We start from the raw sequence: 25,047 nt of genomic DNA on the forward strand, positions 1-25,047 counted from the left end.
TCTGTGTGGAATGTAGCGACATTCGTGCCGATGGCTCAGTCGTCGCGCTGGTCGAACTCGCGGCGTTCCTCGGCGATCCGTGCTTCGAGTTCGTCGTCGTCCGGCAGCGGTCCGTAGTCGAACGCTTCGAGCTCGTCGCGGTTCTCACGAACGTCCTCGCGCTGACTCTCGGTGGCCGTTCGATCGACGGTGCCGTCGTCGAGAACCACGCCGTACTCCTCGCGGGCGGCCTCCGCGGTGACGAGGCCACGGCGGACCTCTCGGACCACGAGTTCGGGATCGCGCTCCAGGGGGTCGCCGAGGCCGCCACCGCCGGCGGTGCTGAAGACGAGCTTGTCGCCAGGCTCGACGGGCACGTTCTCGGCCTTCGAGGGGAGCTCCAGCTCGGTGCCGTCGGTGCGGACGAGTGTCTTCTCGCTCGTCCCGCCGTACGTCCCGCCGTCGACGCCCCACGGGTAGGTATGAGCGCGGTCGTCCTGGAACGTGATCGCGCCGTCCTCCTCGAAGGTGTACACCTTCGAGATGCCGTGGCCGCCGCGGTGGCGACCCGCGCCGCCGGTGTCCGCGCGGGTGCTGTACTCGTCGATGGTCAGTGGGTAGTACGCCTCCTGGTACTCGGCGGGCACCGTTCGGAACAGCGGCCACCACGAGTGGCCGTCGAGCCCGTCGCCGCCCGGCCGCGCTGGAATCCCGCCGTAGAGGATTTCGAGCATCTGGAACTGGTTGCCCTCGGCGTCGACGCCGGCGTAGACGAAGTTGGGCGAGGTGCCGTAGCTGCCGGCGACCGAGAACCCGTCGATGAGCTTCGAGAAGGTGGCCTGGAGCACGTCGAACTGCCGCGCCATCAGTGGCAGCCGGTTGCCGAGCGCCGCCGGGAACTCCGGCTGGACGACCGACCCCTCGGGAAGGTTGACCTCGAAGAGGTCGTAGTACCCGTCGTTGAACGTCAGGAGCGGGTCGAACGCCATGATGAGGAACACCCCGGTGAACATCTTGAACATCTTCTCGTTCAGGAGGAAGTTCACGGTCCCCGGAACCTGGTCGTCGGTGCCCTCCCAGTCGAGATACACGGTGTCGCCCTCGCGGTAGATTTCGAGGTGGAGCTTGATCGGGCCGTTGCCCATCCCGTCGTCGTCGACGCGGTCCTCGAAGGTGTAGCGCTCGCCCTCGGGGACGAACTCCCGGATGAGGTCGATCATCCCGTCGCGGGTCCGATCGAGCACCGCGTCACATCCCTCCAGATACGTTTCGGGTCCGAAGCGCTCGCAGAGCTCCTGGACGCGCTCCTCGGCGGCCGCAGTCCCCGCCGCGAGCGCCTTGATGTCGGCCTCGGCGTGGTCCGGCAGGCGGGTGTTGTGGGCGAACGTTTCGAGGAGTCCTTCGTCGAGTTCGCCCTCCTTGTAGAGTTTGACCGGTGGGAGCCGCATCCCCTCCTCGAAGATGGTGGTCGCCTCGACGGGCATGCTGCCGGGGGTCTTGCCGCCGACATCCATCAGGTTGCCCCACTGGCTGGCGAAGCCGACGCGCTCGTCCTCGTAGAAGATCGGGCGCAGGAGGAGCATGTCGGGGGTGTGTGACATCGCCCCTGCACACATGTAGGGGTCGTTGGTGGCGACGACGTCGCCGTCCTCCAGGTCCTCCCACCCGAAGCTGGCGTTCGCGATGATGGTCTCGATGGCGGAGCCGAACTGCCCCATCACCATCCGACCCTCCGGGTCGGCGATGAGCGGGAACTGGTCTGACTGCTCGCGGATGACGGGGCTGATCGCCGTCGTCTCCAGCACGCGATCCATCTCGTGGCGCGTGTTTTCGAGCGTGCTCTCGACGATGTCGAGCGTCGTCGCGTCGATGTCGTGCTCACCGACGAATTCAGGAGTTCCGGTGCTCATGCGCCACCACCTCGGTTGATCTCGACGTTGGCGTAGCGATCGACCGTCGCGACGTGATCGGGCTGTACCACGATGGTCGCGTCGTCCGCGACCACGATCGCCGGGCCGTTGAGTTCATTGCCAGGCAACAGCTCCGCGCGGTCGTAGATCCCGGTCTCGTGGTACTCGCCGTCGAAGTAGACCTCGTCGGTGTCGACCTTCGCCGCACTCGGGACCTCCTCGGTCAGGTCGTGTTCCTCGATGGTGACACCCTCGACAGTACCTTTCCCGATGACGCGGAGGTTGGCGATTTCGAGGGGTGCGTCGAGCGAGAAGCCGAACCGCCTGTCGTGACGCTCCTCGAAATCGGCCTTGATTTCGGCGAGGCCCGTCTCGCTCCGGAGGTTGTCGAGATCGATGGGGATCGACATCTGGATGTCCTGGCGGAAGTACCGGCAGTCGGCGTAGTACTCGAAGACGTGGTCGGCCTCGTCGACGCCCTCCGAGTCGAGCCAGTCGGTCGCCTCCTCGCGGAGCGCCAGCAGTTCGGCGTGGACATCGTCGCCGTCGACGTCGCGGTCGGTTTCGAGATAGGTCTCGGAGAACTCGTTCTGGACGTCGCTCGTGAGGAAGCCGAAGGCACTCATCACGCCCGGTCCCGGCGGGACGACCAGTGGATAGGCACCCATCACGTCGGCGAGCGCGTTGGCGTGCATCGGGCCGGCACCGCCGAAAGCGACGAGGCCGAACTCGCGCGGGTCGTAGCCGCGCTCGACCGAGACGACCCGGAGCGCGCTGTGCATGTTCTCGTTCACGATGTCGAGAATGGCCTGTGCGGCCTCCTCGACCGAACTCCCGCGCTCGTCGGCGATGTCCTCGATGACCTCGTGGGCAGCCTCGCGGTCGAGCTCCATCGTCCCGCCGAGCTGTACCATCGGTGGGATGCGCCCGAGAACGACGTTGGCGTCGGTCACCGTCGGCTCCTCGCCGCCCTGGCCGTAGCAGGCCGGACCGGGGTCCGCACCGGAGCTCTCCGGGCCGACCTGGAGCGAGCCGCTGAGCTGGACGCGGGCGATCGAGCCGCCGCCGGCCCCGACGGTGTTCACGTCGACGGCCCGGGACTTGAACTCGCGGTAGCCGACCTTCGTCTGGCGGGTCGTCTCGGCCGTGTAGTCCTCGACGAGCGAGACGTCAGTCGAGGTGCCGCCCATATCGAGGGTCAGCACGTCCGGCACACCCTTCTTCTCCGCGATGGTCGCCGCACCGACTACGCCACCGCTCGGGCCCGAGAGCGCGAGCTCGACGGGATGATTTTTCGCCGCCCCGGAGCTCATCAGCCCGCCGTCCGAGCGGACGACGTTCATCGTCGCCGTCGATCCAGCACTTTCGAGCGCGGCGTCGAGTTCGTCGAGATAGTCGATGACGTGCGGGCGCGCGTAGTCGTTGATGACCGTCGTGAGCGTCCGCTCATACTCGCCGTACTCGGGGACGATCTCCGCCGAGATCGACACCGGCAGCTCCGGCGCTTCCTCAGCGACGATCTCCCGGACGCGCTCCTCGTGTGTCGGGTTGAGATACGAGTTGAGCAGCGCGACGGTCAGCGATTCGACGCCCCTGTCGGCGAGGTCGCGCACCGTCTCGCGGACCGCGGCCTCGTCAAGCGGCTCGGTCACTTTTCCCTCGGGTGAGCTGATCGTGCCCGAGACCCCACGCGTGTCCACGAGGTCGGCGAGCGGATCGGGCTTCTCCATGTCCATCCAGCCGTACAGCGGGCCAGGCGTCCACGCCCGCGCGAGGTGAAGGATGTCTTCGTGGCCCGCTGAGGTGATGAGGCCGACGCGCGAGCCGGTCTCTTCGAGCAGCATGTTTGTCACGACCGTCGTTCCGTGGAAGAGCAGCTCCAGATCGGCCACCGACGCGCCGGCCTTCCCGGTCGCCTCCTCCACGCCGGCGAGCACGCCCTCCGATGGATTCGCCGGCGTTGACAGCACTTTGTCGATCGTGAGTTCGTGAGTGTCTTCGTCGAACACGATGACGTCGGTGAAGGTGCCACCGACGTCGACGCCGAGATTGGATGCCATGTGAAATCGTATCACAGACAGTCGTCGTTGCTGCCTAAACGTTCCCCCAACCCCTGTTGGGGGTATTTATATCAATGCTGCGGTCCGTTCGGTGATGAGCGACACGAACGACCGTACGGTACCACGTCCGCGGGCCGTCAGTACAAGGCCGTCCGCCACGACGATCCGTCCATGAACGTCCGACAGGTCGTCCCGAAGGACGCGATCCCCAGCATCGACGATCCGGCGTTCGATACCGACTACTTCGGCGATCCCGACGACCTGGTGATCGTCGTCGAGTCCGATGCCGCGTCCGTTCCGCCGCGGGCGTACCCGATCCGGGTGTTGCACTACCACGAGATCGTGAACGACGCGACCGGTGATCGACCGATCGCGGTCACGTGGTGTCCGCTCTGTGCCAGCGCGATCGTCTACGATGCCGCTGTCGACAAGCGGGTGCTAACCTTCGGCGTCTCGGGCAAGCTCGCCGACGACGACCTCGTGATGTACGACCGCGAGACCGACGCCGAGTGGAAGCAGTCGACCGGCGAGTGTCTCGCGGGCGCGTTCGAGGGCCGATCGCTCTCGGTGCTCCCGGCCGGAACCTACTCCTATGAGGGGTTCGCCGCGGAGTATCCCGATGGCGTGGTGCTCCAGCCACCCGGCGGGGAGAGCGAGGCGGCGAGCGACGACGATGCGCCGGCGACGATCCGGTACGACGTCGAACCGTACGACTCGTACTTCACAGGCGAGGGGTTCGGCCTCGACGCCCACCGCGACAGCGACGGCGGGGCGACGCGGACGTGGGATCGGACGGATCTCGCGCCGAAAGCGGTGGTGCTGGGCGTTGAGCGCGACGGCGAGGCGTGCGGATTCCCGCTGGAGCGCGTCCGCGAGGCGGGCGGCGTGGTCGAGACGACCGTCGGCGAGACCGACGTCGTGGTGTTCGCGACTGCCGACACCATCCACGCCTTCAAGCAGCCAGGCCATGCGTTCGAATCCACCGACGACTCCCAGACCGTCCGGGCCGACGGCACCGAATGGGACGTCGAGACGGGCCGTGGGGCCGACGGGAGACAGCTCGAACGCTTGCCGACCCGACGCCTGTTCGCATTCGCGTGGCAGGACGACCACGGTCCCGAGGCCTTCTTCGACGGCTGATCTCGTGTGGCCGTCCGCGACCGGGCGCTCGACACCGGATCGATCGCGCGACCATCGGCGACAGCAGGGTAGCTGGCGGGTTACGCGAGCGTCGGGTCGATCCGTCGTCCGACGAGTACCACGCTGAGCGCCAGCAGTCCCACCGCGATCGGGAGGAGCAACTGGAACCCGGCGATCACCGCCCCCGTCGCCTGCACGCCGATCGCGATCAGGACGACCGGACCACAGCAGGCCGCCCCCGAAAACAGGGCGGGAACCGCCGCCAGCAGCCCGACCGAGGATTCCATCCCGCAGGCACGCGGCTGCACCAGCCCCAGATACGTCAGCGCGACGTTGATGCCGACGAGGGCTGCGAGCACGAGTGCGAGGCCGGCGTCGATCGGCGAGAAGAGGTACGTGAGCGGGCCGGCTTCGACCGCGGCGATCGGTTCGAACGAGAGATAGCCGGTCGACTGGAACGCCCGATCGAGCGGTGCGTCGACGACGAGTAGCGAGATACCGCCACGGCCGGTGAGCGCGAGATCGCCGACCGCGAACGAGTAACCGATCAGGTACGCGAGCCCGGTGAGGGTGAGGATCGCCCGCGCGTCCCAGCGGCTGGCGACGATGCGGAGAGTTCGAAGCGTTCGACGGATCGACTCAGCCATAGACGCTCGTTGCCGGATAGAACCCGTGCCACGCGAACCACATGGCATCGAACGCGTGGACTCGTTCCAGCGGGAGTTCGTCCGGCGGATGGACGGTGTCCGCGACCCGGACACCGTCGGGCGTGGTCGTGACCGACGCCCCGTCGGCGTTGCGGTAGACGTACGCTGTATCGAGGCGGTCGTCGTGGACGCCGACGTGTGGCGTCCCGTCAAGCGAGCCTGTGATAACTCCCTCGCGCCGGAGCGAGCGCTTGTGGAAGGCGATCGCGCCGTCGGTCGTTCGCGCTCCCACGACGACCGCCTTCGTCGGGTATCGGTCGTCGGTGTCGAGCGGCGGGAACAGCGGCTCGCTTTCGGGTTCGTAGTAGCCGCTCGGTGGGCTGTACGAACCGTACGGGTCCTGTCCGTAATCCCGAATGTACCCGGTGTCCTCGGTGAGCACGCGGGTGTCCGGGAACTGGTCTCGCCACCGTTGCCACGTCGTCCAGACGACGCGGAACTCCCGGAGCGACCGCCCGATCGTGGCGTTCGGCGTCCCGTCTCTGGATGTGTTCGATGTCGCACTTCCGGATGTGTTCGACTGCACGCTCCCGGCTCCGTTCGTCCTTCCGCCGTCGGTGCCGCTCGCGTCGCCGTCCGCGTTCCAGCCGGGGATCGCCGTCGCGAGGACCTGCGGCCACCAGTGCTCGGTGGCTCGATCGTACATGATGAGGTTGTCGTTGACGAGCCGCCCCGACACCCCGAACGTCGTCTCGCCGCGCTCGAACCCGACTGCGGTCCCTGTCAGCGGACAGTACGTGACGCCGATCGGGGTGCCATCGAGAGTGTCGTTGCACACCTCGTGGTGGACGAGGATCGACTGCGGGTACGCCTTGGCGACGCCGTTCCGTGCAATCCCGAAAACCACATCTCCCGGAGCAAGACGGCCGCCCACCTGACCGGCAGCCTCGAACCGCGGCTGGTCGATCGCAGGGATGCCGTCCTTCGACACTCCCCCGGACACTGCCGCCTCGCGGAGTTGCGGCGGCTCCATCGGCAGCACGAGCGAACGATCCGCGAGGGGTGGCAACGACCCCTCTCCGCTCGCCGTCGACGTGGTCGCTGCCGACGTGGCGGAATCGTCCATAGCCGTCGAGCGATCCGACGATCGATCGCCAGTGACGCCGCTACAGCCCGCGATGGCGATCGCACCGACGGTCGCGACGAACCCACGTCTGGTAACGCGGTCGTTCATACCGATCGTACTGGCTGGCCGGGCTTACCGTTGTAGCGTCTGTGTGTGGTTGCCACCCATGCGAAATGGGTTACCCCCGTGGTCGATCGTCGACCGGATGATGGACGCTGCCGACTCGTCCGCTGTGAGTGGAGTCGGGGAGTCATCGAGGCTTCCGTGGGATAACGAGTCGTGGATAGTGATACCAACCCGGATATGCTTCCAAAAAGCACAGCCGCGAAAGGATGACCCGTCGGCGGGTCGTTGGTAGCATCGTGAGCCTCGACGAATCGCAAGCGCCCGATTTCACGCTCGATAGCACCGCCGGTGAGGAAGTCACGCTCTCCGAAACACTCGACGACGGGCCGACGATCGTGCTCGTCAACCGCGGCCACTGGTGTAGCTTCTGTGCCGAACAGCTCCAGACGTTCAGCGAGGTCGCCTACGACCTCTGGTTCCACGACAACGTCGATATCCTCCCGGTCGTCACCGATCGGGTCGGCAAGCTGACCGAGATGCGCGACCGGTACGATCTCGACGTTCAGCTGCTCGCCGATCCCGACGGGTCGGTCGCGGACCGCTACAGCGGCACCGAACAGACCAGTCACGGCCTCACGGGCATCGCCGCGACGTACGTGATCGACACCGACGGCACCGTGCGCTACGAACAGATCGCCGACCACCCCGGGGATCGGACACAGGGGAACTTCGTGCGCTACTTCATCCGCAACGATTTCGCGAACCCGTTCGGCGACGGGTAACCGCCCGGCGGCGTAGTGACCGGACCGCGGAGGCGGCCGGGACGTCGAGACACTGACGCAGCGTTTTCGGCACGTTCACCGCAGCCATTGCCGGATCGAGCGAAGTAGCTGTGAGGGCAGGTCGACGTTTCGTTTCGCCACGAGCACCGTGTCGTCCGCCTCACGCGCGACTTCCTCGGGGATCGCTCCGAACACGAACTGTTGGAGGACACCCTCTCGGGTTGAACCGACCAGGGTCAAGTCGTGCTCGGCCGAACGCTCGACGATCCGTTCGACGACATCGCCGTCGGCGACCGTGGTTTCGACATCGATGCCCACCTCACGGAGGCGCTCCGCGGTCTCCGTGACTCGCTCCCGTGCCTCGGACTCGTCCGCGCCACTCCCGTCCGCGACGCTCAGCACTTCGGCTCGCGCATCCGTCGCCAGACAGACCGCACGGCAGATCTCCGCAGCGAGTTCGGTGTGCGGGCCGCCGGCCGTCGGCAGGAGCACCGAGTCGACGGTGCCGGTCGCGTCCGGGCCGAGCCGTTCGACCAGCACGTCACAGTCGGCCTCGGTGGCGATCGTATCGACCACGCTGCCGAAGACGATCTCGCGGCGGCGCGACCCGCGCGCACCCCACCCCATCAGCACGGCGTCCGCGTCGTACTGCTCGATCGTGTTGAGGATGGCCGTGTCGACGCGATGGCTGATGCGGATCGTCGCGCTGATCGGCACCTCGATGTCGTGAACGTCGAGCGTGCCGTGGACGTTCTCGGTGTCGGTCCCCACGTTGTCCTCAGTGTCGATCTCCACCGCCGGATCCGCCTCCGGCGTGCCGCCGTCGGCTCTGGCCGAGACGACGCGGCGGAGGATCTCGCGCTCGTCGTCGATGTACTCCTCGCCGCGCGAGAGCGGTGTCTGGCTCGGGATCGTGACGACGCTTATCGCGAGCACCTCCGCGCCCCGATCGGCGGCGATGTCGGCGGCCGTCCGGAGGAGCTGATCGACGTTGTCGGGGTTCGCGATCGGCACGACGATCCGCTCGTCGCGATCGGTCGGAGTCCGCTGGGAGATCACCGTCGGGGTCTCGCGTTCGATCTCGTCGGTCGAGGGGGCGCGGCCTTTCCACGCGAACCAGAAGGCGATCCCGATCGCCTCCGCGACGAGTCCGAGGACGACGGTCCGGAGGCCGAGACTCGCGATCAGGAGGACGTTCAAGACCACCGCGAGTGCCGGCACGTAGGGGACGAGGGGGACCTGGAATCCCCGATCGAGATCGGGAAACTTGCGGCGTGACGCGATGAGGGCGACGTTGACGACGGCAAACCCACCCAACAGCAGGACGTTGGCGACGCCGGTGACGCTTTCGAGACCGAGATGGACGCCGAAGAGGGGGAGCCCGAGCAGGCTGTGGACGAAGCTCGACTCGGCACTGCCGGGAATCTCCCCGAAGAGCACGGTGAATATCAGGATGAACGTGAGGATGAAGCCGCCGGTGAGCAACACCGCGTTGTACGGCGTTCCGTGCTCGGGATGGAGCTCCTCGAACCGTTCGGGGAGATGGTTGCGACGCGCCAGCGCGAGCTTGACCCGCGAACCCGCTAACACTGTGGCGTTCGCCGCGCTGAGCATCGAGAACAGCGCGCCCACGATGATGACGTAGAAGCCGACGTTGCCGAGGTAGTACTGGGCGGCGTACGCCATCGAGACCTCGCCGTTTGCGGCGACGTACTGCGTCGGGGAGAGATCACCGAGATTCACGTTCCCCGTGAGGAAGGAGAGGAACTGCTGGTCGTTGATCCCGATCACGATCACCAACACCACGAGCGCGTAGAGGAACGTCACGAACCCCATCGAGATGTAGATGGCCTTCGGGATGGTGTTGCCGGGGTCTTTGATCTCGTCGGCGTTGGTGGCGATCGCCGAGAACCCGATGAAGGTGATGAACACCAACGCACCCGTCGAGGCGATCTCGACGAAGCTCCCGATGTTCTCGTAGAAGGAGTCCACAACCACGTCCGCGCTGAACGCCTGCAGCCCGCCGTAGAGAAACAGGATCAGGAGCGCGATCTTCGCCGCGGTGACGGCGATCTGGAACTGGCTCGACTCCTCGCTGCCCTGGCTGTTGATGTAGACCAGCAGGCCGAGCACCCCGATCCCCGGAAGCCAGAAGGGCACCGACTGTGGGATCCCGATCAGCGGGTAGATGAACCGGTAGAACCAATCCGAGAAACTCGCGAGATAGAAGGCCGCACTCGCGGGATAGCCCACGATCATCGTCCAGCCCATGATGTACGTCCAGTCGGCGTCGAACGTTTCACTGACGTACATGTATCCGCCACCGCTCTCGAAGTAGATCGAGGAGAACTCGGCGTACGCCGCGGCGGTGAGGGCGGCGATCAGCGCCGCGATCACGAACGAGACGATTGCGACCGTGCCGACGTTCGAGACCGCGAGCCCCGAGAGCACGAAGATACCCGCGGCGATCATCGTCCCGATCCCGATCGCGAGCGCGCCGAGGAGCCCGATGCTCCGATCGAGTTCGGTCGAGACCTCGCTGGCGTCGTCGGCAGCCGCGTCGCTCATTGTGGTTCCGACGTATCGCTATCTTGTTCAGCCATCGCCCTGCGAAAGCAAGCCCCAGTCCTCCGCCGTCCCGTGGGACGACGGGCGAAGAGCATCCGTGGCCGTCGGGCATTCTCGACGATCCACGCCGGTCGCTATCACCCGGACCTGTATCCGTCGTGATGGGACTTCGCGACTCGGTCCGTGCGCTCGTACTCACAGAGCGGGCACGTGTCGGTGATCGATCGATCGAACAGCAACCCATGCACCCGACACCGCCGAATCTCGTCCGGGTCGATCCCCGCCACGGAACGTCCGTCCTCGCTCATGTCACGTACTCGTACATCATCCCGTGGCAAAACAGCATAAACGTTTTGTACAAATGTTTCGATAGCGGGTAGACGATCGCGGCCGATCGTCGTCCACCGGACCGTCTCGATCCACGTCCAGGCCGGTCAGGCCGACTCCGGGAGCGGGAGATCGTTCGCCTTGTCGCGTGCGCGCTCGATCACGGCGGGGCGGGCCTCGAATGCAATGGTGGCTTGATCGCCGTAGGAGACGTCCTCGACCCGGGCGTGGTCGTGGATCCACGAGACGAGGCTCATCGTCTCGTCGGTCATCGGGAGCACGAGGCGCTCGCGCTCGTAATCGGGGAGTTCGCCCTCGATGCGTTCGAGGAGAGACTCGATCCCGTCGGCCTCGGCGGCGCTCACAGTGATGGGGTTCGGCGCGAGCGACGAGAGCGCCTCGCGTTTTTCGACGAGTTCGTCGGGATGCACGAGATCCGTCTTGTTCAACACCGTGACGATCGGGGCCTCGTTGCGCTCGTAGAGCGTGTCGTGGGCGGTGACGAGCTTCTCGCGCATCTCCTCGACGGGCTCGCTCGCATCCACCACCAGCAGGACGAGGTCTGCACGATACACCGAATCCAGCGTGGATTTGAACGACTCGACCAGCCAGTGTGGCAGATCCGCGATGAATCCCACCGTGTCGGTCATCAAAACGGGTCTGTCCATCGCCGCCCGGCGTGTCGTGGTTCCGAGCGTCGTGAACAGTCGGTTCTCGGATTCGGCGGTGGGTTCGAGATCCGGATGGAGCTCCTCGTTCTCGTCGACGTCGACGTCGGTGGCGACCTGCCGGAGGAGCGTCGATTTCCCGGCGTTGGTGTAGCCCGCGAGCGCCACGAGATCGAACCCCGACTCTCGGCGCTGCTCTCGTCGGTGCTGTTCGGTCTCCTCGATGCCGTCGAGCTCCTCGCGGATCGCGCTGATCTGGGCCTTGATGTCCTGTTCGCGCGACTCCTCGTACTCGCCGAGTCCCATGAACCCCGGGCGCTCGTCACGTTGGGCGAGGCTGGTCTTCGTCTCAGCCCGCGGGAGTTCGTATCGGAGCTCCGCGAGCTCGACCTGGAGCTGGGCTTTCCGGGTGCGCGCGCGCTGGCCGAAGATCTCGAGGATCAGCCGAAAGCGATCGATCACCGTGGTGTCGTCGGGGAGTCGCCCGCCGAGATTGTAGGTTTGATAGGGTCCGAGCCGGTTGTCGAAGATCACGGTCTCCGCGCCGGTTTCGGCGACGAGCGCCGCGAGCTCGTCGACCTTCCCTTCACCGAAGTGGAGCCCAGCGTCCTCGGTCCTCGTCTGGGTGATCGTCCCGACGACCTCGTGGTCGGCCGCTCGCGCGAGATCGGTGATCTCCCCCGTGTCGGCGGTGCCCGCATCGACCCGTTTTGCGATGATGGCCTTCATGTGGTGGCTCGACGCGCTATCGCGTCGATCGTCCTGCAGTACGCCGCCGACCGTCTTCAATCCCGGCCTCCGTTTCGAGGCAACGCTCCGCGTTCCACGATCGGATGCGGTCGCCGTCGTGGATGAGCCGTCGACAGTTATATGTCGATTCTCGACCAATTATCGAGCACGAATGTCCTCGTCGCTCGTTCGCACCCACACTCTCCCACCGGCATGGCGGTACGCAGTGATCGGCGCACTCGCGTCACTTCCCCTCGCAGTCGTCGTGAACTGGTTTCCGTACTCCGAAGGGGATTTCGCGGGCGGTATCATGATTTTCGGCGCGTTCATCGCGGGACTCATTGCCCCAACACGCTCGGCAGAACCGGATGCCGCCGGATTCCGTACTGGTGTTCTCGCTGGAGCTGTCGGAATACTTGCACCCATAGCAGCAGCTGCTGGTACCGCCATCGAGAATGCTGTGTTGGCATGGCCGACGACGGCCGAAATGGTGTTTTTCGTCGGGGCTAGTGCCGTAATACTGTGTCTTGCGCCCGTTTTCGGGTTAGTGTGCGGCCGCGTCGGTGGCTGGACGGCGAAGAGGGTCGCCACGCGATGGACAGCGGACGCGTCGTAGCAACGTTACAGGAACTGTTCACCATACGCTCCGTGTCCGTCACATCGATTACTTCGGGGACCACGAGAAGAGATCCACAACACACTCGCGTCGAAAGCAACACACCGCCGGCTACCGCGTCCGGATGTCCTCCTCGTCCCTGACTTTCTTGGTCTCGCCCTCGCCGCTGGACTGCTCGCTGACGAGTTCGTAGAAGTCGTTCTGGAGGCCCGCCGGGAACTCCACCACCCCGATCCACGAGCCGTCGTTCTGCCACTCCTCACGAACGAGGTCGCCGAACTGCCGGATCTGGGCTTGGGCGCTGCCGGCGTGGTCGGCGGGGATCTGGGCGGCCATCGTGACCTCCTCGAACCGGATCGGGATCACAGGACGAAGCGCGTCGAGCGCCTCGTCGATCTGGTTCTCTACTGTGTCCATCGGATCGATCCGGAAGTCGGTCTCCTCTAGCGCGGACTCGATCCGGTCCGGCGGATGAGGCGCGCCGTCCATCTGTGGGTTGACGGCGTTGCGCGCGATGGTGTTGATGAGCTGTCGTCGCTTCTGTTCTTGCATCTCGCGGCGCTGCTCGGCGGTGATCTGAATCTCACCCTCCTGAATCACCTCGGGGATGATCTCTAGAGGTTCGGTCGTCCCGAACACCTCCTCGACATCGGACTCTGCAGGACGATCCCCGCGGGAAGCGTTCTCGAAGACGTCCTCGGCGGCGATCACGTCCTCCAGATCGCCCTCGAACTCGTCGCGTTTGATCTCGAGCGCGGCGTCGGGATCGATCAGGACCTCGAAGCGCGCGCCGTGGGATTCGAGACGCGCCGTCACCGCCTCGTCAAGCGATATCATGCCCGGCCGTGGGGGCCGGAGCTACAAGTCGTTTCTCCCCGACGGCGAGCGGCGATCAGTCGCCCGCGGTTGGGTCGACAGTTTGATCGCGGAGCTCGGTCCGGCGGATCTTTCCCGTGACGGTCTTCGGGAGATCGTCGACGAACTCCACTTCCCGCGGGTACTCGTGGGCCGAGAGCTCCTCGCGGACGTGGGTCTTCATCTCCTCGGCGAGTTCGTCGCTGGCGTCGTGGTCGTCGGTGAGCACGACGTACGCCTTGACGATGTTGCCGCGCTCCCGGTGGGGTTTCGGGACGACCGCGGCCTCGGTCACTGCGGGGTGTTCGCCCAGCGATGACTCGACCTCGAAGGGACCGATCCGGTAGCCCGACGAGAGGATCACGTCGTCGGCCCGGCCCTCGAACCAGAAGTAGCCGTCCTCGTCCATGTGCGCGAGATCGCCCGAGAGATACCACTCGCCATCCGATCCGTCGACGAAACACGCGTCGGTTTTCTGCTGGTTCTCCCAGTAGCCCGCGAAAAAGCACGGGAACTCGCCGCGATGGGCGATCTCGCCAGTCTCACCAGGTGAAAGCACCTCGCCGGTCTCAGGATCGACGATGGTCGACTCGACGCCCGGCAGGGGTTTGCCCATGCTCCCCGGCCGGAGCTCCATCGTCGGGTAGTTGTTGATGACCATGTTCCCCGTTTCAGTCTGGCCGTAGGTGTCGAGGATCGTGACGCCGAGGGCGTCCTCGCCCCACTCGACCACGCCAGCGGAGAGTGGTTCGCCGATCGAGAGCGCGTGGCGGAGGTCGAGATCCACGCCGTCGAGCAGGCCCTCGTTCGTCCGGAGCATTCGGTAGGCCGTCGGCACGCTGAAAAGGACGGAGATCGGGAACTCGTCGAGCAGGGTGGCCCACTCCTCGGGATCGAACTCGCCCTCGTAGGTGAACTGGCTCGTACCCCAGAACCACGCCCCGAGGACGTTGATCGGGCCGGTCAGCCAGCCGAGATCGGCGGTCGACCAGTACAGGTCGTCGTCGGTGAGATCGACCGCGAACCGCTGGGTGGCCGCGACCCCGGCGACCCACCGGTGTTTGTGGCGGACGCCCTTCGCGGGGCCCGTGGTGCCGCTGGTGTAGTAGAGCAGCGCGTCGTCCTCCCCGTTCGTTCGGACCGTCTCGTACTCCGCGCTCGCGGCGGCCATTGCGTCGGCGTACCCTACGTCGCCGTCGGCGATGGCGTCTTCGTTCCCACCAGCACTGCCGTCTCCCTCGCCGTCGTCCCGATCGACCGTGATGACCGTCGCCACGGAGGGGGCGTCGTCGAGCGCGCGCTCGACGGTGTCGCGGTTGGCTGCGGTCGTCAGCACGGCGGTCGCGTCGCAGTCGTCGAGCCGGTAGGCGATACCGTCGGGACCGAAGCGCTCGTTGACGCCGCCGAACACCGCCCCGTGCTTCAGGGTGCCGATCAGCGCGACGTAGTGGGCGGGAATTCGGGGCATGTACGTGAACACCCGATCGCCCCGCTCGACGCCCTCGTTTTCGAGCACGTTCGCGAACCGGTTCGACCGCTCCGCGAGTTCGTCGAACGTCACCGTCTCGCGCTCGCCGTCGGTGCCGGCGTACTGGAGTGCAACTCGCCCAGTACCGTCGGCGTATCGGTCGCAGACCTCGTGGCCGACGTTCAGTTCGTCGGGTGCGTCCCAGTCGGCCTCAGCGTAGATGTCGCCCCACGCGAACTCCTCGCGCGCGGCCTCGTAATCGGGCAGGTTGTGTGCTGCCATGTGCAGCACCATCGCACACCAACGTTATCAATCATGTTGTTACTCGGAGGACACGCCGTACGATCGAGGAGTAGACGGCGAACCCTATGCGAGCGGTTCGACCAGATCGGTGAGTGCCGCCCGCGGATCGTCGGCCTTCGCCACGCCGCTCGCGAGCAGAACGCCGGACGCGCCGAGGTCACCGGCGGCCGCGAGGTCCTCGCCCGCGGAGATGCCTGCGCCACAGAGCACGTCCACGGAATCGTCGACTGCCGCGGCGGCCGCGACCGCGTTCTCCACGATCCCGGGATCGGCCTGACTCACCGAAACGTCGCCGCCGATGAGTGCGGGTGGTTCGACAGCCACGCCATCGGGCCCGAGCGCCGCCGCCGCGCCGATCTGGTCGGGGTTGTTCGCACAGACGATGGTTTCGAGCCCGGCGCGGTCGGCCGCATCGAGCGCGCCGTCGATGTCGGCGAGCCGCAGCCGGCGCTCGGAGTGGTTCAGGAGTGTGCCGACCGCGCCCGCGTCCGCGACCGCCTCGGCGAGCGTGCTTCCGGTGTGGCTGCCGTGTTCGACGGGCGAAACGTGTTGGGCCCACGTCTCGACGCCCGTCTCGGCCACTCGTCCGATGTCTGCGGCCTGGGGCGAAACGGCGATCCGAACGCCCGACTCGTCGGCGACGTCGCGCGCCACGGTGGCGATCTCGACCGGATCGGACGGGTACGCCTTCAGGTTGACGAGAACGAACATACCCGGTTGGCGCTCGCCGCGGACAAATAGGTTGCGAGACTACCGGGCCGACGCTACCCGACGAGGCGGGCGACGTACGGCGGCAGCCGTTTTCTGACCAGCGCGTACGTCGCGCCGACGCCGATCACGGGGAGCCGTCCGTCCGAAGCCGGCCGGAGACGACGAGATAATCCCGGGCGAACACCGCGAGCGACGGGACGAGGGCGAGCGTGGCCGCAACGTGGACCGTCGGCGCGGGGAGCACGGGGAGCAGCGCCAGCGTGATGAACGCCATCTGGCCTGCCGCGAGCGGGCGGCGAGCCCGACTCTCGGGGAGGTCGTACACCGGCCGTCCTCGGTGTCGCCGCCCGGCCCGTGCCGCCTTGAAGACGTACCGTGCGAACGAGAGCGCGAGATACCACACGGGAAGCCGTCCCCAGACGACGCCCACGAGCGGGGCGACGAGGAACCCGAGCGTGTCGAATGCGTGATCGAGCGTCGCCCCGAGCCGCGTCACCCGTCCGATCGTCGTGGCGATCCGGCCGTCGATCCAATCGAGCGCCGCCCCCACGCCGTAACAGACGCCGGGCAGCCACGCGACCGCCGGCGTTGGCGGAACGAACACGAACCCCGCGACCGCCGCGTACAGCCCGCCCCGCACCAGCGTCACGGCGTTCGCAGGACCGAGCGTCTCACAGAGCCGCCCCTCTGCGGTGCGGTTGCGGTCGAGGTGACGCGTCAGAAACCACAGTTCGAACCCGAGCACCGCCGTCGTCGGCAGCACCCACTGACGGGCGATCGCCATGTCGAACTCGCGGAGCGCGTCCCAGCCGAGCACGACCCCGACCGCGGCACAGACTGCGGCCAGGAGCCACTGCCGCCGGAGTCGGACGGTCGGCCCGAGCGTGCCGCTGCCTTCGCTCACCGTTCGTCCCCGGCCAGCTCGTCCCCGCTTCCGTCCCCGGACAGCGCGTCGAGACGGTCGTACTCCGCTTGCGAGAGCCGGACGGCGGCAGCCGCGGCGTTCTCCACGATGTGCGCCGGTTCCGTGCTGGACGGGATGGGAACGACCCCGTCCCCGACGTTCCACGCGAGCACGACCTGGGCCGGCGACAGCCCGCGCTCGTCGGCGATCTCCTCGACGACCGGCTCGGTGAGCACCGACGCCGGGAGTGGCGAGTGGGCGACAACCCTGATGCCGCGGCGGTGACAGAACGCCACGAGGTCCTCGCGGGGCGTGTGTGGATGGTGTTCGATCTGGACGAGCGCGGGCGGAACGCGGGCGAGCGAACACACCGATTCGAGCTGCTCCATCGAGACGTTACAGATCCCGATCGTCCGCGTGAGACCGCGATCCACGAGACGTTCGAGACTCCGCCACGCCTCTTCGAGCGTGACGGCCACGGTCTCGATCTCGCCGTCGGCGTCGCGGGGGAACGTCGCTTTCTCTTGGGCCTCGATCGAACGATCGGCGAGGTTTTCGAGGGGCCCTTGGTACGCCCACGCCTCGGGCCAGTGGAGCAGGTACGAATCGAGCGCGTCGAGACCGAGCGCGTCGAGCGTCGTTTCGCAGGCCTCCGCGACGTGGCCGTGGTTCGTGTTCCACACCTTGCTCGTGACGTGGAGCGACGACCGATCCGGCGCGCCAGGCGCGGCGAGGAGGTCGCCGATCCGCGCCTCGTTCCCGTAGAGTTCGGCCGAGTCGAGCAGCCGATAGCCCGCATCGAGCGCCGTCGCGATCGACTCCCGCCGGTCGACGTACTCGTCGCCGCGGTAGCGCGAACAGCCGAACCCGATGGAAGGCAGCCGTATCGCCGCGTCCGTCCGTGCGCGATCCGGCCGGACGACGGGCGCGCGCCGACGAGTCGTCGCGGCTCCGAAATCCGGACCGCCGGCCGGGTCGTCCCGACGGGCGGCCCTCCCGCCGCCGTCGACCTCGATCGTCTCGTCCCGATCGGCAGGTGTCCCGACCACTGCTCCGGCGGCTGTCCCGGTCACCGCTTCGGCGGAAGGTTCGATCACAGTTCTGCCGGCTCCAGCACCCCCGGCCACATCCTCGATGGCGTTGCAGGCGGCGACGACATGTGCGCCCCGGCGGGCGCTTTCCCGCGGCGTGCATCCCTCACGGATGGCCGCCGCGAGCCGAGCCGGCCCGTCGATGTGGCTCCTGTCCGCCGCGGGGGACTGTGGCGGGACAGCCGTGTACCCGCGTCCGACCCGGCCGAACGCCACACCCTCGTCGCCGTCGACGAGGGCACCGGCGTCCCGGAGGTACACCGAGCCGTCGTCGCCGTGGAGTTCGAGCCCGTAGAACTCGCGACTCCGGTGTGGGACGTAAAGGCTCGCGGTGAGTCGGACCAACGGTCCCGCCGCGAACGAGAGCGTCGCCTCGACGTGGGTCGGTTTCTGGGGTTCCGCTTCCGAGCGATCCGGCCACGGCGCGGCGGCGTCGGCGCTCCGAACACGCTCGACGGGGCCGAACCACGCGACGAGCAGCGAGAGTGGGTACACCGCGCCGTCGTACAGCGGTCCCACGTCGAAAAACGACTGCGGACGGTCGTGCCAGTCGGTCACCCGGCCGACGTGGGCGTGGGCAGACGCCATCCGCACTGGCCCCGTCCGCCCGTCGGCCAGCATGGTGGCGGCCCGCCGCTGTGCGCCACACCGGTGGTTGATCGGGGCGCAGGCGAGGCCGAGACCGCGCCGTTCGGCCAGCGCGACGAGGTCGGCCGCGACCGCGGCGTCGGTCGCCAGCGGTTTCTCGCTGAAGACGTGGCGGCCGGCGTCGAGGGCGGCCCGGGTCACGCTGGCGTGGGCCGCGTGGCTCGTCAGGTTCACGATCAGCGGGCTCGGCTCACGGTCGAGCAGCGTTGCCACGTCGCCGTAGGCGGTCGCGTCGTGGGCATCGGCGACCGCTGCGGCACGGTCGCGGTCGTGGTCGCAGACGGCGGCGAGCGACAGCGACGTGTCGTCGATACCCGCGAGGTACTCCCCCGCGACCGAGCCCGCGCCCACGAGCGAACACTTCATGATAGTATGGAGTGATGTGTCGACAAAAACCGTTCGCCGTCCACGAAAACCGCCGCCAGCACGTTCTTTTCTGTCCACGGCGAGGCTCGTGGAACCCACACGACGGTGGACATCGTTGCCCGAGCGAAGGATAGGTTTACGGGCCGGAGGCCACAGCATGTACTATGGGAACGAGCACCGATACGGATACTGGGATCGGCTCGCTTGCCGGCGCTCCGCTTCGGTCGGTCGGGATCGTTCTCGCGGCGATCACCGGCGTCATCCACCTCTATCTCGGTGTGAGCTTCATCGATTCCCCGCTCGGGTGGAGCTTCCTCGTCGCAGCAGCGGGGTTCGCGGTCGGCATCGTCGGGGTGCTCTACGGCTATCGCCGCACCCTCCTCTACGTGCTCGGAATCCTCTTCGTCGTCGGACAGATCGTCGTGTGGTACGTCGTGAACGCCCCCGATTTCGGCACGCTCGGGTACGTCGACAAGGCCATCCAGGCCGTGTTGATCGTCGTCCTCGTGTTACTCTATCGTCGTGCCGCGTGAGGATCGCATCGTCGCTTCCGGTGTTGATGGTCTCCATCCAGAACGTTCGCCGTTCGCGAGCCGCGGTCGTTCGCGATGTCCGCGCCGAATGCGGAGTCAGGAGTCCTTTCGCTGCACCACGTCGCCGAGGGTGTACTCGCCGCTCGCGGAGCCACCCTCCCACTCGGTGTCATCGACGCCGCCCTCGGTGAGCGTGATGTCGAGCCGGCGTTCGAGTTTGCTCTGGACGCTGTCGCTCGGCAGCATCGAGCCGTGTTCGAGCTTCCGGATGAGGCTCGCCTTCTCGTTCAGTTCCTTTGCGAGATCTTCTTGGCTCATGTCGGTCGCCTCGCGCGCGCTCCGGATGCGCTCGTCGTAGTCCTGGACGACCTCCTCCATGTCGTCGAACATGTCCGGTCCGCGCGAGGTCGAGCCACCACCGCTCGATCCGCTCCCACCGGACGACGCACTCGCCCCGTCCTCCGAGGAGTCCGTCGAGTACTTCGTGGACGTGCTCTCGGACGCGGGCTGGCGGACTTCGGTCCCGAACTCGGCGCAGTCGTCACAGACGTCGATCTCCGCGCCTTCGATCTTCACCGTCGTCGGAGAATCGGTCTCCGCACCGCACATCTCACACTGGACCATATCGCAGCGAAGGCCGTCCCTGCGTATAAAACGTCCGCCACCCGCCTCACTCCTCGGCGGCGAGCGCCTGGAGTGCGTAGTAGAGTCGCTGGAGTGCGGTCAGATGGCCGACGACCGCAAAAACGACCAGCAGCCAGCCGACGGGCCCCAGCCCCGCGACCGCGGGCCGGACGAACGCCGCGATCCCGGTCACGATGCCGATCAGCGCGAGCCGGTCGGCCCGTCCGAGCAGGCCACCGTACACCCGATCGAGGTCGACGGCCTGGGCCTGCGTGCCCAGATACGAGGTCAGCAGCACGCCCGTCACGGCGGCGAGACCGAGCGTCGGGCGATCGATCCCGAGCGCGAGGCCGACCACCAGCAGGACGTCGGCGTACCGATCGAGAACGTGATCCAGCAGGTCGCCCGCGCGCGAGGCGGTGTCGAGCCGGCGCGCGAGCGCGCCGTCGAGCAGATCGAGCGAGCCGTTGAGTCCCACACAGACCGCACCGGCGAGATACCACAGCGCCTCGCCGCCCGCGAGGACGTACGCCACCCCCGCCGCGACCGCGAACACGAACGCGACGACGCTCACGACGTTCGGCGTCAGCCCCGCCCGAGCCGCGAAGCCGACGAACGGCTCCAGCAGCCGGTCCGCGGTCGAGCGGTACCCATCAAGTGTCATGGCTGATCGGGATACATGGTCAGAGGTACTCGACGAACGAGACGGTTCCGGCGCTCGGCTCGCGCTCGCCGGCGACGACCGCCCGAATCGCGCCGGCGACGCCCTCGGGCGTGCGATCGGTTGCGTCGATCTCGTACACCGCGTCGCGGCCGTGGCGCTCGACCGCCTCGGCGAGGATCACGTCGAGCGCTTCGCTCTCGGCATTTTCAGCCACGCTGGCGTCGGACTCTCCGCGGGCGGCGAGCCGGTCTTCGAGTTCTTCGGGGTGACATCGGAGGACGACCACGCGATCGGCGTCGAGCCGGTGGGCGAGGTGGGATTCGACGAGGGTGACTTCGGCGCTCGTCGGACGATCGTCGAGCCAGTCCTCGACGCCGTCGAGGTCCGCCACGAGACTGTCGCGATCGGTGTCGGTGCCAGTCGACAGTCCCTCTTCGCGGATCACCTCGTTCAGGTGGACGACATCGAGAGTCCCCTCGACACCGCCAGAACTCTCAGGGGCGCTGTCGGCGTCTCCGCCGTCCCCGACGAGCCGGTCGGTCGCGGTCGTCTTGCCGGTGCCCGGCGTTCCGGTGACGGCGACTCTCACCCCGCGAGCACCTCGTTCAGCACGGAGACCGCGCGCTCGGTCTCGGCGCGGGTTCCACACGAGATTCGGATACACTCGGGGAGGCCGAAACTCGTACAGTCCCGGACGATCACGCCACGGCGTTGGGCTGCGCTCGCAACCGCGCTCGCATCCCCCACCTCAGCGAGTACGAAGTTGCCCTCGCTCGCGTGGGTTCGGGCATCCAGTTCGCTGTCGAGATACTCGCGCGCCCACACCGCCGACTCGACGGTGCGCTCGACGTGCTCGCGGTCGTCGAGCGCGGCGAGGCCGGCGCGACAGGCGACCGTGCTCGCTGCGAACGGCGTGTTCACCCGTGTGTAGGCGTCGGCCCAGGGTTCGGGCACGACGGCGTAGCCGAGTCGGAGCCCCGCGAGACCGTAGGCCTTCGAGAAGGTGCGAAGCACCGCGATATCCTCGCGGGCGTCCCATCCCTCACGTCCTTCGACCAATCGGACGGCACTGGGGGTTTCGGCGAACTCGCCGTAGGCCTCGTCGACGACCACGAGCGTGTCCTCGTTCGTTTCCGCGGCGATCCGTTCGACGGCCGCGAGGTCCACCGTCGTGCCGGTCGGGTTGTGCGGGCTGGTGAGGTAGACGATCCGCTCGCCGTCGTAGACATCGAGCACCGCGTCGGCGCTCTGGGTGAACCCGTCCTCGGTCCGAAGCGAATAGCTGCGAACCTGGCCGTGGTGATAGCGCGCGCTCATCCCGTAGTAGGCGAAACCGGGCTCGGGAACGAGCACCGCCGCGCCGGGATCGAGCAGCGCGCGTGAGAGGTAATCCAGCGCGCCGTCGCCACCGTTGGCGAGCCACACCTGGGCCGGCGCGACCTCCCACTGGTCGGCGATCGCGGCGACGAGATCGGAGTGGGCCGATTTGGGATAGACGTGGACCTCGCTTGCGGCCTCACTGATCGCCGTCATCGCTGCCGGACTCGGACCGTGCGGGTTCTCGTTCGAGGAGAGCTTCACGAGGTCGTCGGGATCGAGTCCCAGCTCGCGTGCGACCTCCTCACTCCCCTCGCCGGCCCTGTAGACGGCGTGCTCGGAGAGATCGCGTGTCTGCATACCGGGACGAACGGTCGCCGGGGCTTAAGCGTGCTCACACGGCCACAGCCCGCGGTCGACTGTGTTCGGGTGACGCGACGACCGCGGCGGACGTTGACGACCGTGGAGGCGGGTGCGGGCGTGAGTCGAAAGCGGCACTATTTAGTCTGAAGGGCTCAATAAGTTATTCATGGTTGCTGCCGTTCTTATCATTGGGCTTGCGGTCGCGGTCTTCGTCGGGTTCAACATCGGCGGCTCCTCGACGGGGGTCGCGTTCGGCCCCGCGGTGGGGAGTCGACTCGTCTCGAAGACCGGCGCTGCCGCGCTGTTTACGGGATTTGCGCTGCTCGGCGGGGCGACGGTCGGCACGGAGGTCATCGAGACGATGGGTGGTCGGATCGTCCCCGCCGATCAGTTCACGCTCGCGGCGAGCGTCGGCGTGCTCTTTTTCGTCGGGCTCGCGCTGTTGATCTCGAACCTCTTTGGAGTTCCTGCCTCGACCTCGATGACCGCGGTCGGCGCGATCGCGGGGCTCGGCGTGGCGAGCGGGAGCCTCGATTACGCCGTGATGTTCGAGATCGTCTCCGCGTGGATCGTCGCCCCGGTGCTCGCCTTTTGGATCTGTGCGGTCGTCGGCCGCTACCTCTACCCCTATCTCGACGCGTGGTTCGGGATCGATCGTTCCGACGGCGCGCTGTTCGTGATCGATCGCTCAGGTTCGATTCCGCTCCCGCGCCTGGCCGAGGACACCACCCGAAAGGAGGGGTTCTGGAGCGCGGTCGTACTCGCGATCAGCTGCTACATGGCCTTTAGCGCGGGTGCGTCGAACACCGCGAACGCGGTCGCGCCGCTCGTCGGCGGTGGCGCGATCAGTATCACTCAAGGTGTCGTCCTCGCGGCGGTGGCCATCGGTCTCGGCTCGTTCACGATCGCGCGACGCACCCTCGACACCGTCGGCAACGATCTCACCGATCTCCCGCTGCTCGCGTCCCTCGTGGTCGCCATCGTGAGCGCCACGATCATCACCGTGCTCTCCGAACTCGGGATTCCGGCGAGTCTCGCGGTCAGCGCGACGATGTGTATCGTCGGTCTCGGCTGGGGACGGGCGACCCGCACGACCACCGTCGCCACCGCGGCGACGGCCGCCATCCAGGGTAGCGAGGAAACGACGACCATCTCGACGAACGCGCTCGCCGCCGACGCACCTGCCGAGACCGCTGCCGGCGACGTGGCTGGTGACGCCACCGACGATACCGCGAACGGTGGCGTCGCCGGCACGGAGAGCGTACCGGGCATCGGTGAGGAAGAACCCGACGAACTCTCTGCCAACGACTTGTTCGACCCCGCGACGACGGGACGCGTGATCATGCTCTGGATCATGACCCCGTCGCTGTCGGCGGCCGCCTCGTTCGTCCTATTTGAACTCTTCCCTGTCTACGGCGGCGCGTAGCCGCTACCGCGACACCGCCAGTCCAAGCGAGGGTGAACTCGATTCGCGAACACCCAGCCGACGCCGCGAGCGTCCGTTTCGAGCGATTCAAACCCCGCCTCGGTCTATCGGTGGTATGGACGAGGCAGATTCACACGAGAACGTCGTTCCCGGCAGCGACGAGGAGCTTTCGACGCCGGACGTACACGGCTACGAGTTCCGCGACGGGTTCGATTTCGGGGAGCTGTTGGAGTCGTACGCCACGACGGGGTTTCAGGCGAGCCAGCTCGCCGAGGCCATTGACATCGCCGAGCAGATGCGAGCGGCCGACGCGACGATCTACCTCACCTGCACGTCGAACATCATCTCCTCGGGGCTGCGCGAGGTCGTCGCGGCGCTCGTCCGCGAGGGTCACGTCGACGTGCTCATCACCACCTCCGGCGGGCTGACCGAGGACGTCATCAAGACGGCCAAACCGTTCAAAATGGGCGAGTGGGACGCCGACGAGGCCGCACTCCGCGAGCGCGGGATCAACCGACTCGGCAACATCTTCGTACCCTCCGATCGGTACGTCTGGCTGGAGGAGTACCTGTATGACTTCTTTGAGGACTTCTTCGCCGACGAGTCGCTGCGGACGCCGACGGCGTTCGCGCGCGAGCTCGGGGCGACCCTCGACGACGAGAACTCGGTGTTGAAACAGGCCGCCGACAACGACGTTCCCGTCTACTGCCCGGCGCTGACCGACGCCGAGGTGGGCAACTTCCTCTACTTCTATCGCCAGCAGCACGACGCCGACATCGATATCACGCTGCTCGACGACTACGAGCGCCTCATCGACGGCGGACTGGCCGCCGACACGACCGGGCTGATCGCGGTCGGCGACGGCGTCCCCAAACACCACGCGATCATGACCAACCTCTTCCGGGGCGGAGCCGACTACGCGGTCTACATCTCGACGGGGATGGAGGGCGACGGCTCGCTCTCGGGTGCGCCCCCCGACGAGGCGGTGTCGTGGGGGAAGATCAAGGAGGCCGACACCAACTACACCCAGGTCGAGGCCGAGGCGACGCTCGTCTTCCCGCTGCTCGTCGCGGGCGCGTTCCAGTAGCACCCCGACCGCCTGACTCCCGGTCTCCGTCGCCGATTCGCGCACTCTCGCCGACTCACGCGCTCTCTT

Annotated in this window: 22 protein-coding genes; 6 read left to right on the top strand and 16 right to left on the bottom strand. The window is 67.1% G+C overall.

The features are described from left to right. Positions 1-35 precede the first annotated feature (35 nt). Both PHA81_RS13945 and PHA81_RS13950 read right to left on the bottom strand, forming a co-directional pair. On the bottom strand, positions 36-1,889 hold the full coding sequence (locus PHA81_RS13945) for a hydantoinase B/oxoprolinase family protein (protein WP_005042497.1): 1,854 nt from the start codon (positions 1,887-1,889) through the stop codon (positions 36-38). Beyond that, positions 1,886-3,949 (bottom strand): hydantoinase/oxoprolinase family protein, encoded by a 2,064-nt coding sequence (locus PHA81_RS13950; protein ID WP_005042494.1) that lies wholly within the window; start codon positions 3,947-3,949, stop codon positions 1,886-1,888. Before PHA81_RS13950 ends, PHA81_RS13945 begins: the two co-directional genes overlap by 4 nt. A 171-nt stretch (positions 3,950-4,120) precedes the next feature. Between PHA81_RS13950 and PHA81_RS13955 the strand changes: the two genes are divergently transcribed. Next, positions 4,121-5,089, top strand: a complete 969-nt coding sequence (locus tag PHA81_RS13955; RefSeq protein ID WP_005042492.1) for a DUF3179 domain-containing protein — start codon at positions 4,121-4,123, stop codon at positions 5,087-5,089. 80 nt (positions 5,090-5,169) lie between these two features. Here the strand turns inward: PHA81_RS13955 and PHA81_RS13960 are convergent, their stop codons facing one another. Then, complete coding sequence (locus tag PHA81_RS13960) at positions 5,170-5,736, bottom strand: hypothetical protein (RefSeq protein WP_005042491.1); 567 nt, start codon at positions 5,734-5,736, stop codon at positions 5,170-5,172. Next, complete coding sequence (locus tag PHA81_RS13965) at positions 5,729-6,970, bottom strand: DUF3179 domain-containing protein (RefSeq protein WP_005042489.1); 1,242 nt, start codon at positions 6,968-6,970, stop codon at positions 5,729-5,731. The genes PHA81_RS13960 and PHA81_RS13965 overlap by 8 nt, the downstream gene beginning before the upstream one ends. 254 nt (positions 6,971-7,224) lie before the next feature. Here PHA81_RS13965 and PHA81_RS13970 point away from each other — a divergent pair, with 254 nt between their 5' ends. Next, positions 7,225-7,710: a redoxin domain-containing protein gene (locus tag PHA81_RS13970; RefSeq protein ID WP_193790508.1), complete on the top strand. Its 486-nt coding sequence runs from the start codon at positions 7,225-7,227 to the stop codon at positions 7,708-7,710. A gap of 75 nt (positions 7,711-7,785) precedes the next feature. On the opposite strand, the gene PHA81_RS13975 is transcribed toward PHA81_RS13970, so the two are convergent. The 3 genes from PHA81_RS13975 to hflX form a co-directional block, all read right to left on the bottom strand. Next, complete coding sequence (locus PHA81_RS13975) at positions 7,786-10,278, bottom strand: amino acid permease (protein ID WP_005042486.1); 2,493 nt, start codon at positions 10,276-10,278, stop codon at positions 7,786-7,788. A gap of 137 nt (positions 10,279-10,415) precedes the next feature. Further along, positions 10,416-10,586 (bottom strand): hypothetical protein, encoded by a 171-nt coding sequence (locus tag PHA81_RS13980; protein ID WP_161606946.1) that lies wholly within the window; start codon positions 10,584-10,586, stop codon positions 10,416-10,418. A 126-nt stretch (positions 10,587-10,712) separates the two neighbouring features. Beyond that, positions 10,713-12,002, bottom strand: a complete 1,290-nt coding sequence (gene hflX / locus PHA81_RS13985) for a GTPase HflX (protein ID WP_049910012.1) — start codon at positions 12,000-12,002, stop codon at positions 10,713-10,715. A gap of 172 nt (positions 12,003-12,174) precedes the next feature. On the opposite strand from hflX, the gene PHA81_RS13990 reads away from it, so the two are divergent. Beyond that, positions 12,175-12,618 (top strand): DUF5518 domain-containing protein, encoded by a 444-nt coding sequence (locus PHA81_RS13990; RefSeq protein WP_005042482.1) that lies wholly within the window; start codon positions 12,175-12,177, stop codon positions 12,616-12,618. A 111-nt stretch (positions 12,619-12,729) separates the two neighbouring features. Here the strand turns inward: PHA81_RS13990 and PHA81_RS13995 are convergent, their stop codons facing one another. From PHA81_RS13995 to PHA81_RS14015, 5 genes are all read right to left on the bottom strand, one after another. Then, complete coding sequence (locus tag PHA81_RS13995) at positions 12,730-13,455, bottom strand: ribosome assembly factor SBDS (protein ID WP_005042480.1); 726 nt, start codon at positions 13,453-13,455, stop codon at positions 12,730-12,732. 55 nt (positions 13,456-13,510) lie between these two features. Further along, positions 13,511-15,223: an AMP-binding protein gene (locus tag PHA81_RS14000; protein ID WP_005042478.1), complete on the bottom strand. Its 1,713-nt coding sequence runs from the start codon at positions 15,221-15,223 to the stop codon at positions 13,511-13,513. Positions 15,224-15,307: 84 nt separating this feature from the next. Next, positions 15,308-15,955: a triose-phosphate isomerase gene (gene tpiA, locus PHA81_RS14005; RefSeq protein ID WP_005042476.1), complete on the bottom strand. Its 648-nt coding sequence runs from the start codon at positions 15,953-15,955 to the stop codon at positions 15,308-15,310. A gap of 124 nt (positions 15,956-16,079) precedes the next feature. Next, on the bottom strand, positions 16,080-16,859 hold the full coding sequence (locus tag PHA81_RS14010; protein ID WP_005042474.1) for a CDP-alcohol phosphatidyltransferase family protein: 780 nt from the start codon (positions 16,857-16,859) through the stop codon (positions 16,080-16,082). After that, the gene (locus tag PHA81_RS14015) at positions 16,856-18,964 is read right to left on the bottom strand and encodes an aldo/keto reductase (protein ID WP_005042472.1); all 2,109 of its coding nucleotides are present in this window, start codon (positions 18,962-18,964) and stop codon (positions 16,856-16,858) included. The genes PHA81_RS14010 and PHA81_RS14015 overlap by 4 nt, the downstream gene beginning before the upstream one ends. 164 nt (positions 18,965-19,128) lie before the next feature. Between PHA81_RS14015 and PHA81_RS14020 the strand changes: the two genes are divergently transcribed. Continuing rightward, on the top strand, positions 19,129-19,497 hold the full coding sequence (locus PHA81_RS14020; protein ID WP_005042470.1) for a hypothetical protein: 369 nt from the start codon (positions 19,129-19,131) through the stop codon (positions 19,495-19,497). Between the two features lie 96 nt (positions 19,498-19,593). Here the strand turns inward: PHA81_RS14020 and PHA81_RS14025 are convergent, their stop codons facing one another. From PHA81_RS14025 to hisC, 4 genes are read right to left on the bottom strand one after another with little or no spacing between them, the layout of a single operon-like run. After that, positions 19,594-20,121: a multiprotein bridging factor aMBF1 gene (locus tag PHA81_RS14025; RefSeq protein WP_005042467.1), complete on the bottom strand. Its 528-nt coding sequence runs from the start codon at positions 20,119-20,121 to the stop codon at positions 19,594-19,596. A 46-nt stretch (positions 20,122-20,167) separates the two neighbouring features. After that, positions 20,168-20,785: a CDP-alcohol phosphatidyltransferase family protein gene (locus tag PHA81_RS14030; RefSeq protein ID WP_005042465.1), complete on the bottom strand. Its 618-nt coding sequence runs from the start codon at positions 20,783-20,785 to the stop codon at positions 20,168-20,170. Positions 20,786-20,804: 19 nt separating this feature from the next. After that, positions 20,805-21,374, bottom strand: coding sequence for an adenylate kinase family protein (locus PHA81_RS14035; protein WP_005042463.1), 570 nt, complete (start codon positions 21,372-21,374; stop codon positions 20,805-20,807). Continuing rightward, positions 21,371-22,462: a histidinol-phosphate transaminase gene (gene hisC, locus PHA81_RS14040; protein WP_005042461.1), complete on the bottom strand. Its 1,092-nt coding sequence runs from the start codon at positions 22,460-22,462 to the stop codon at positions 21,371-21,373. The genes PHA81_RS14035 and hisC overlap by 4 nt, the downstream gene beginning before the upstream one ends. A gap of 169 nt (positions 22,463-22,631) precedes the next feature. Between hisC and PHA81_RS14045 the strand changes: the two genes are divergently transcribed. Together PHA81_RS14045 and PHA81_RS14050 are read left to right on the top strand one after the other, a co-directional pair. After that, on the top strand, positions 22,632-23,891 hold the full coding sequence (locus PHA81_RS14045) for an inorganic phosphate transporter (RefSeq protein WP_005042459.1): 1,260 nt from the start codon (positions 22,632-22,634) through the stop codon (positions 23,889-23,891). A 115-nt stretch (positions 23,892-24,006) separates the two neighbouring features. Further along, positions 24,007-24,978 (top strand): deoxyhypusine synthase, encoded by a 972-nt coding sequence (locus tag PHA81_RS14050; RefSeq protein WP_005042457.1) that lies wholly within the window; start codon positions 24,007-24,009, stop codon positions 24,976-24,978. Positions 24,979-25,047 lie beyond the last annotated feature (69 nt).

The sequence above is a fragment of the Halococcus sp. PRR34 genome, assembly GCF_028617175.1.
GTDB classification, from domain to species: domain Archaea; phylum Halobacteriota; class Halobacteria; order Halobacteriales; family Halococcaceae; genus Halococcus; species Halococcus salifodinae.

What these genes read in the sequence shown, in the direction of transcription:
- PHA81_RS14025 (WP_005042467.1), bottom strand. Translation starts at nt 20,121, where the DNA reads ATGGTCCAGTGTGAGATGTGCGGTGCGGAGACCGATTCTCCGACGACG.
- PHA81_RS13950 (WP_005042494.1), bottom strand. Translation starts at nt 3,949, where the DNA reads ATGGCATCCAATCTCGGCGTCGACGTCGGTGGCACCTTCACCGACGTC.
- tpiA (WP_005042476.1), bottom strand. Translation starts at nt 15,955, where the DNA reads ATGTTCGTTCTCGTCAACCTGAAGGCGTACCCGTCCGATCCGGTCGAG.
- PHA81_RS13995 (WP_005042480.1), bottom strand. Translation starts at nt 13,455, where the DNA reads ATGATATCGCTTGACGAGGCGGTGACGGCGCGTCTCGAATCCCACGGC.
- PHA81_RS13960 (WP_005042491.1), bottom strand. Translation starts at nt 5,736, where the DNA reads ATGGCTGAGTCGATCCGTCGAACGCTTCGAACTCTCCGCATCGTCGCC.
- PHA81_RS14000 (WP_005042478.1), bottom strand. Translation starts at nt 15,223, where the DNA reads ATGGCAGCACACAACCTGCCCGATTACGAGGCCGCGCGCGAGGAGTTC.
- PHA81_RS14020 (WP_005042470.1), top strand. Translation starts at nt 19,129, where the DNA reads ATGGGAACGAGCACCGATACGGATACTGGGATCGGCTCGCTTGCCGGC.
- hisC (WP_005042461.1), bottom strand. Translation starts at nt 22,462, where the DNA reads ATGCAGACACGCGATCTCTCCGAGCACGCCGTCTACAGGGCCGGCGAG.
- PHA81_RS13955 (WP_005042492.1), top strand. Translation starts at nt 4,121, where the DNA reads ATGAACGTCCGACAGGTCGTCCCGAAGGACGCGATCCCCAGCATCGAC.
- PHA81_RS13975 (WP_005042486.1), bottom strand. Translation starts at nt 10,278, where the DNA reads ATGAGCGACGCGGCTGCCGACGACGCCAGCGAGGTCTCGACCGAACTC.
- PHA81_RS14045 (WP_005042459.1), top strand. Translation starts at nt 22,632, where the DNA reads ATGGTTGCTGCCGTTCTTATCATTGGGCTTGCGGTCGCGGTCTTCGTC.
- PHA81_RS13980 (WP_161606946.1), bottom strand. Translation starts at nt 10,586, where the DNA reads ATGAGCGAGGACGGACGTTCCGTGGCGGGGATCGACCCGGACGAGATT.
- PHA81_RS13965 (WP_005042489.1), bottom strand. Translation starts at nt 6,970, where the DNA reads ATGAACGACCGCGTTACCAGACGTGGGTTCGTCGCGACCGTCGGTGCG.
- PHA81_RS13945 (WP_005042497.1), bottom strand. Translation starts at nt 1,889, where the DNA reads ATGAGCACCGGAACTCCTGAATTCGTCGGTGAGCACGACATCGACGCG.
- PHA81_RS14015 (WP_005042472.1), bottom strand. Translation starts at nt 18,964, where the DNA reads ATGAAGTGTTCGCTCGTGGGCGCGGGCTCGGTCGCGGGGGAGTACCTC.
- PHA81_RS14050 (WP_005042457.1), top strand. Translation starts at nt 24,007, where the DNA reads ATGGACGAGGCAGATTCACACGAGAACGTCGTTCCCGGCAGCGACGAG.
- hflX (WP_049910012.1), bottom strand. Translation starts at nt 12,002, where the DNA reads ATGAAGGCCATCATCGCAAAACGGGTCGATGCGGGCACCGCCGACACG.
- PHA81_RS13990 (WP_005042482.1), top strand. Translation starts at nt 12,175, where the DNA reads ATGTCCTCGTCGCTCGTTCGCACCCACACTCTCCCACCGGCATGGCGG.
- PHA81_RS14030 (WP_005042465.1), bottom strand. Translation starts at nt 20,785, where the DNA reads ATGACACTTGATGGGTACCGCTCGACCGCGGACCGGCTGCTGGAGCCG.